The 5462-nt window shown below is 51.1% G+C and carries 5 protein-coding genes; 3 read left to right on the top strand and 2 right to left on the bottom strand.

From position 1 onward, the window contains the following. Positions 1 to 515: isochorismatase family protein (locus RSC70_RS20880; RefSeq protein WP_442904341.1), on the bottom strand; the 515-nt coding region annotated here is incomplete at its 3' end. Between the two features lie 198 nt (positions 516 to 713). Between RSC70_RS20880 and RSC70_RS20875 the strand changes: the two genes are divergently transcribed. Then, positions 714 to 2735 (top strand): oxidoreductase, encoded by a 2022-nt coding sequence (locus RSC70_RS20875; RefSeq protein WP_064575135.1) that lies wholly within the window; start codon positions 714 to 716, stop codon positions 2733 to 2735. Between the two features lie 54 nt (positions 2736 to 2789). Here RSC70_RS20875 and RSC70_RS20870 read toward each other — a convergent pair whose 3' ends face one another. Continuing rightward, a complete protein-coding gene (locus RSC70_RS20870) occupies positions 2790 to 3197 on the bottom strand; it encodes a YgiW/YdeI family stress tolerance OB fold protein (RefSeq protein ID WP_008814924.1) in 408 nt (135 codons plus the stop codon). A 227-nt stretch (positions 3198 to 3424) separates the two neighbouring features. Between RSC70_RS20870 and qseB the strand changes: the two genes are divergently transcribed. Together qseB and qseC are read left to right on the top strand one after the other, a co-directional pair. Next, positions 3425 to 4087: a quorum sensing response regulator transcription factor QseB gene (qseB, locus tag RSC70_RS20865; protein WP_039187907.1), complete on the top strand. Its 663-nt coding sequence runs from the start codon at positions 3425 to 3427 to the stop codon at positions 4085 to 4087. Beyond that, positions 4084 to 5442, top strand: coding sequence for a quorum sensing histidine kinase QseC (qseC, locus tag RSC70_RS20860; RefSeq protein WP_064575138.1), 1359 nt, complete (start codon positions 4084 to 4086; stop codon positions 5440 to 5442). Before qseB ends, qseC begins: the two co-directional genes overlap by 4 nt. The last annotated feature ends 20 nt before the right edge of the window (positions 5443 to 5462 follow it).

The raw sequence follows: 5462 nt of genomic DNA, 5'->3' as shown, positions 1-5462 counted from the left end.
CCCCATTCCTGCAAAATATCTGCGGTGGTTTTTACTTCAATTCGGTTTCCGGGAATGGCTAACGTTGCCCATACCTCATTGAAATAAGGGATCAGCTGTTCGGCTTTCAGAGACCCGCGATCGGCGGTGGTGTGGGCGTCGCTGGCGATGGTTAGAGCATAACCACGGCTAGCGGCATTTTTGATAGTAGTATCAACGCAGTAATCCGTTGCACAGCCACAAATCGTGATGTGTTTTGCATCCAGAGCCGCTAGTTCATCCGCGAGCGTGGTGCGATAAAATGCATCACAGGCCGTTTTATCCACATAGATACTGTCTTCCGGTTGGAAGAGTTCGGGTAACAGTTCCCATTCATCGCTGCCTAGCGGGAGGTCAGCTTCATTATGAAGTATAAAAATCACCCGTTCAGCAGCGCGACTCAGTTGATTAATTCGTTCTACGCGACCAATGCGATCCATTCTCGGAGTTGAAAAAACGCCCTTTTGCATATCAACAACCAGTAAAACACGACTCATGCTTATCTCCATATCAGAATAGACACTAGGGTAAATGATTGATGCAGGTCACTGTTTTCACTCTTGCACCGCAACAATGTTGAGAACAATCACACTTCATTAACATACAACTTTCAAAGCAACGTGGAGAGACTAGATTTAAAGAACTCATCCGACCAGAAAGCTACCGTTTAGCCTGCGCGAAATAAGGAAAGCCGCATGAACCACTACCCTCACCTGCTTGCCCCATTGGATCTCGGGTTTACAACCTTGAAGAATCGAGTTCTGATGGGTTCGATGCACACTGGGCTAGAAGAGCATCCTAATGGCAGCGCACGCTTGGCCGCATTTTATGCCGAACGTGCACGTGCGGGCGTAGGCTTAATCGTGACTGGCGGTATCTCCCCGAATCAGCACGGCGTGGTTCATGCCGGTGCCTCTATTTTCGATCATGAGAATCAGATCCCGCATCATAAAATTATTACCGATGCGGTGCATCAGGCAGGTGGAAAAATAGCCCTGCAAATTCTGCATACTGGTCGTTATAGCTATCAGCCTCAACCTCATGCGCCTTCAGCCATTCAAGCCCCCATCAACCCTTATCCGCCCATTGAAATGACGGAAGATATGATCCAACAAACGCTGTCTGATTTTGCCCAGTGTGCACGTTTGGCACAGCATGCAGGCTATGACGGCGTGGAAATCATGGGCTCAGAAGGCTATCTCATTAATCAGTTTTTAGCGGCTCGCACCAATCAGCGCGATGATGAATGGGGCGGCGATTTCATGCGCCGTATGCGTTTCGCGGTGGAATGTGTGCGCCGTGTGCGCGCCGCCGTTGGACGAGAGTTCATCATCATCTATCGATTATCGATGCTGGATTTAGTCGAGGAAGGTTCGGACTGGAAAGAGATCGAGCAGTTAGCCGTTCAGGTGGAACACGCAGGGGCGACATTAATTAACACCGGTATTGGCTGGCATGAAGCTCGCATTCCAACCATCGCGACCATGGTGCCGCGTGCAGGATTTAGCTGGGTAACACGCCGTCTGATGGGGAAAGTGTCGATTCCGCTTATCACCACCAACCGCATCAATCATCCAGACGTTGCGGAAGCCGTGCTGGCCGATGGGTGTGCGGATATGGTTTCTATGGCTCGCCCATTCTTGGCCGATCCTGCCTTTGTGCAAAAAGCGGCAAGCGGACGAGTCGATGAGATCAACGTCTGCATCGGCTGCAATCAGGCCTGTTTAGACCAAATTTTTGAGCACAAGCTCACCTCATGTCTAGTTAACCCTCGTGCTTGCCATGAAACTGAACTGGTGCTCACCGCCACCGAGAAACCTAAACGGCTCGCCGTGGTAGGCGCAGGTCCCGCAGGATTAGCCTTTGCCACCACCGCCGCCCAGCGTGGACATCACGTAACCTTGTTCGACGCTGACAATCAAATTGGTGGTCAATTTAATATCGCCAAACAGATCCCCGGCAAAGAGGAGTTCCATGAAACTCTGCGCTATTTCAAACGGCTGCTGATTATCCACAATATTCAGCAACGCTTGGGGCAGCGCGTAGAAGCCGCGGATCTAAGTGAATTCGATGAAGTGATCCTCGCAACGGGGATCGTGCCACGCCATTTAGATCTGCCGGGTAGCGATATGCCACACGTTCTCAGCTACACGCAGGTTTTGCGCGATAAACTACCGGTCGGTAAAAGGGTCGCGATTATTGGCGCAGGCGGGATCGGATTCGATACCGCGGAGTATCTCAGCCAGTTTGGGCAATCCACCAGCTTAAACAGCGCGGCTTTCGCCGAAGAGTGGGGAATTGATTTGCAGCTAAAACAGCGTGGCGGATTGGCTAAGGATGGGATGCATCCAACGCACAGCCCACGAAAAATCTATTTGCTGCAACGCAAAACCAGCAAAGTCGGTGAAGGATTGGGGAAAACGACCGGATGGATCCATCGCGTTAGTCTGCAAAAACGTGGCGTAATCATGATAAACGGTGCCCAATATCATCATATTGATGAACATGGTCTCCACCTCATTCGAGATGGGCAAATAGAGTGCCTACCCGTTGATAATGTGATTATTTGCGCCGGTCAGGAATCACAGCAGGCGCTGCTGGCCCCGCTACAAAATATGGGAAAAACCGTCCATCTCATCGGCGGTGCCGATGTCGCTCGTGAGCTAGATGCTCGCCGCGCAATCGATCAGGGTACCCGACTCGCATTAACGATTTAGTTTTCCCATAAAAAAAGGGCCGGAGAGAATCTCCAGCCCTTTCAGCGATAATCACTATTTTACTTTGGTAATCTGCTTCACATCTAATTCAACAGAGTTCCAATCTTTATCAATTTTCCCCTGCAGCTCAACGGTATCTTTCGGGGTAATGGTTTGCCCATTCCAGCGTTTGTGGTCGATATCCACGTTCATGGTGCCGCTTGCATCACGGAAGGTGTAGTGATCGCCGCCGATACGTTGCTCGATGTTACCGCGCAGGGTCACCCAAGTATCGTCACTCATCGTTTTGGCTTTCTCTACGGTCATCGCTCCTGCGCTAGGGCCATTGAAACCACCGGCTGCCTGAGTTGTTTGCGTAGTTTGAGTGGCCGGTGCGTTCGGGTCTACAAAGCCACCGTTCTGAGCCAGAACAGGCGCACTACATACGGCAAGGATGGCTAATAAAGCTGCTGTCTTTTTCATTATTTTTCTCTCTCTTTATTGTATTAATCTCTGCAGAAACAGTTGCTGTTTTTGCTCTTCGGAAAGCATTACACCAAAGAGTTCTTAACAAGATCTTAAGCATACAGTTTAACCAATTATATTTTTAAAAACTGCCTATTAGGCTGGATCCGCGCAGTGTTAGGCTGTACAAAGCCCTTGCCAAATAGTTAGATAAAACCATACAGCGCAGCATAAAGGACACGGTTATGCGGGTATTACTCATTGAAGATGACAAACTGATCGGCGACGGTATCAAAGCAGGTTTAATAAAGATGGGGTTTAGCGTCGATTGGTTTACCGAAGGTAAGCAAGGACTCAACGCGTTAGATTCTGCGCCTTACGATGCTGTGGTACTCGACCTCAGCCTGCCGGGTATGGACGGATTAGATATCCTGCGCAAATGGCGACAAAACGGACACGACGAGCCGGTACTCATCCTCACCGCACGTGACGCCTTGGAGCAACGCGTTGCAGGACTGCAACAGGGTGCTGATGACTATCTGTGTAAGCCTTTTGCACTCATTGAGGTCGCCGCTCGTTTACAGGCGCTGATCCGCCGCCGTCACGGACAAGTTCAAACCACATTAACTCACGGCCCGGTTTCACTCGATCCCATTAATCTCACCGTCACTCTCGAGGGTGAAGCGATCTATTTAAAGCCGAAGGAGTTTGCGTTGCTCGAACTGCTGCTACGCAACGAAGGACGCGTGTTACCCCGTCCGCTCATCGAAGAAAAAATTTATAACTGGGACGACGATGTCTCCAGCAATGCCATTGAGGTTCATATCCATCATTTACGTAAAAAATTCGGCAGCAGCTTTATTCGAACCGTTCACGGCATCGGCTACACGCTGGGAGAAGCAACATGAAATCGCTCACGCTTAGCCTGCGACTGCGGTTGATCATCGGGTTCATCCTACTCATCACCATTACTTGGGTCTGCGCGAGTCTGTTGGCGTGGAATCAAACCCGCAATAACATCGATGAGCTCTTTGATACTCAGCAAATGCTGTTTGCCAAACGCCTAACGGCGCTCAACATCAGCGATCTTACGCTTAAAAGCCCACAGCTACCGCGTAGCAAAAAGATCGTGCGCCACAGCCATGGCGATTTGGACGATGACGCGCTCACCTTTGCCATTTTCACCACTGACGGAAAAATGGTGCTGAACGATGGAGACAACGGCCCCGATTTGCAATATCACTACCGACGCGACGGCTTCACCGACGACCAGTTGCAAGGCGATAAAGATCTGTGGCGTTTAGTATGGCTAACCACTCCCGACGGCAAATACCGCGTCGTGGTTGGGCAAGAGTGGGATTATCGCCACGATATGGCGATTGATATCGTTAAAGCGCAGCTTGTGCCATGGATTATCGCCCTTCCCATCATGATTTTGCTGCTGATTTGGTTAGTCACTCGCGAACTCGCACCGCTCAAGCGCTTAGCAAAACGGTTGCACCAACGTCAGCCAGAAGATGAAACGCCGTTACCATTGCTGTCACTCCCGAGTGAAGTGAAGCCGTTGGTTGAAGCGCTTAACAGCCTATTTGCTCGAACGGGTGAAATGCTGGTAAGGGAGCGTCGATTTACCTCCGATGCGGCTCATGAACTACGCAGTCCGCTGGCCGCGTTGAAAGTACAGACCGAAGTTGCTCAGCTCGCCGGAGATGATACCGCTATGCGCGAGCACGCGTTGACGAACCTCACAGAAGGTATCGATCGCGCAACGCGAGTGGTCGATCAGTTGCTCACGCTTTCACGCTTGGATTCATTGTCTGGCTTGGATGACGTACAGGAGATCGCCATCGCGGATATCCTGCAAACCGGCGTAATGGATAACTACCATAAGGCGCAGGCCAACGGTGTGGAACTGATGTTGGATATTCGCCAAACACCGCCGCCTCGCCGCGCTCAGCCGCTGTTACTGGCACTGCTGGTACGTAATCTGCTGGATAACGCCATCCGCTACAGCCCACGCGGCAGCACGGTCAAAATCACGTTAACCGCAACGCATTTCAGCGTCGAAGACAACGGCCCCGGCGTCAGCCCCGAGTATCTAAAACGCATCGGCGAACGCTTCTTCCGCCCACCTGGTCAAGAAAAAACGGGCAGCGGTCTAGGGCTTTCCATCGTGCAACGCATCGCGACATTGCATGGGATGACGGCTAGCTTTAGTGACGGGGAAAGCGGAGGATTTAGGGTGGAGGTGGCTTTTACTTAGGAGGGTAAGTGTTTTATGTG

This window comes from Hafnia sp. (genome assembly GCF_036648275.1).
GTDB classification, from domain to species: Bacteria; Pseudomonadota; Gammaproteobacteria; order Enterobacterales; family Enterobacteriaceae; genus Hafnia; species Hafnia alvei.
Note: the sequence above shows the minus strand (reverse complement) of the source record. Positions and strands in the feature narration are given on the sequence as shown.

Bases quoted from the DNA above. Each gene is read 5' to 3' on its own strand.
- RSC70_RS20875 (WP_064575135.1), top strand. From the start codon at position 714: ATGAACCACTACCCTCACCTGCTTGCCCCATTGGATCTCGGGTTTACA.
- RSC70_RS20870 (WP_008814924.1), bottom strand. From the start codon at position 3,197: ATGAAAAAGACAGCAGCTTTATTAGCCATCCTTGCCGTATGTAGTGCG.
- qseB (WP_039187907.1), top strand. From the start codon at position 3,425: ATGCGGGTATTACTCATTGAAGATGACAAACTGATCGGCGACGGTATC.
- qseC (WP_064575138.1), top strand. From the start codon at position 4,084: ATGAAATCGCTCACGCTTAGCCTGCGACTGCGGTTGATCATCGGGTTC.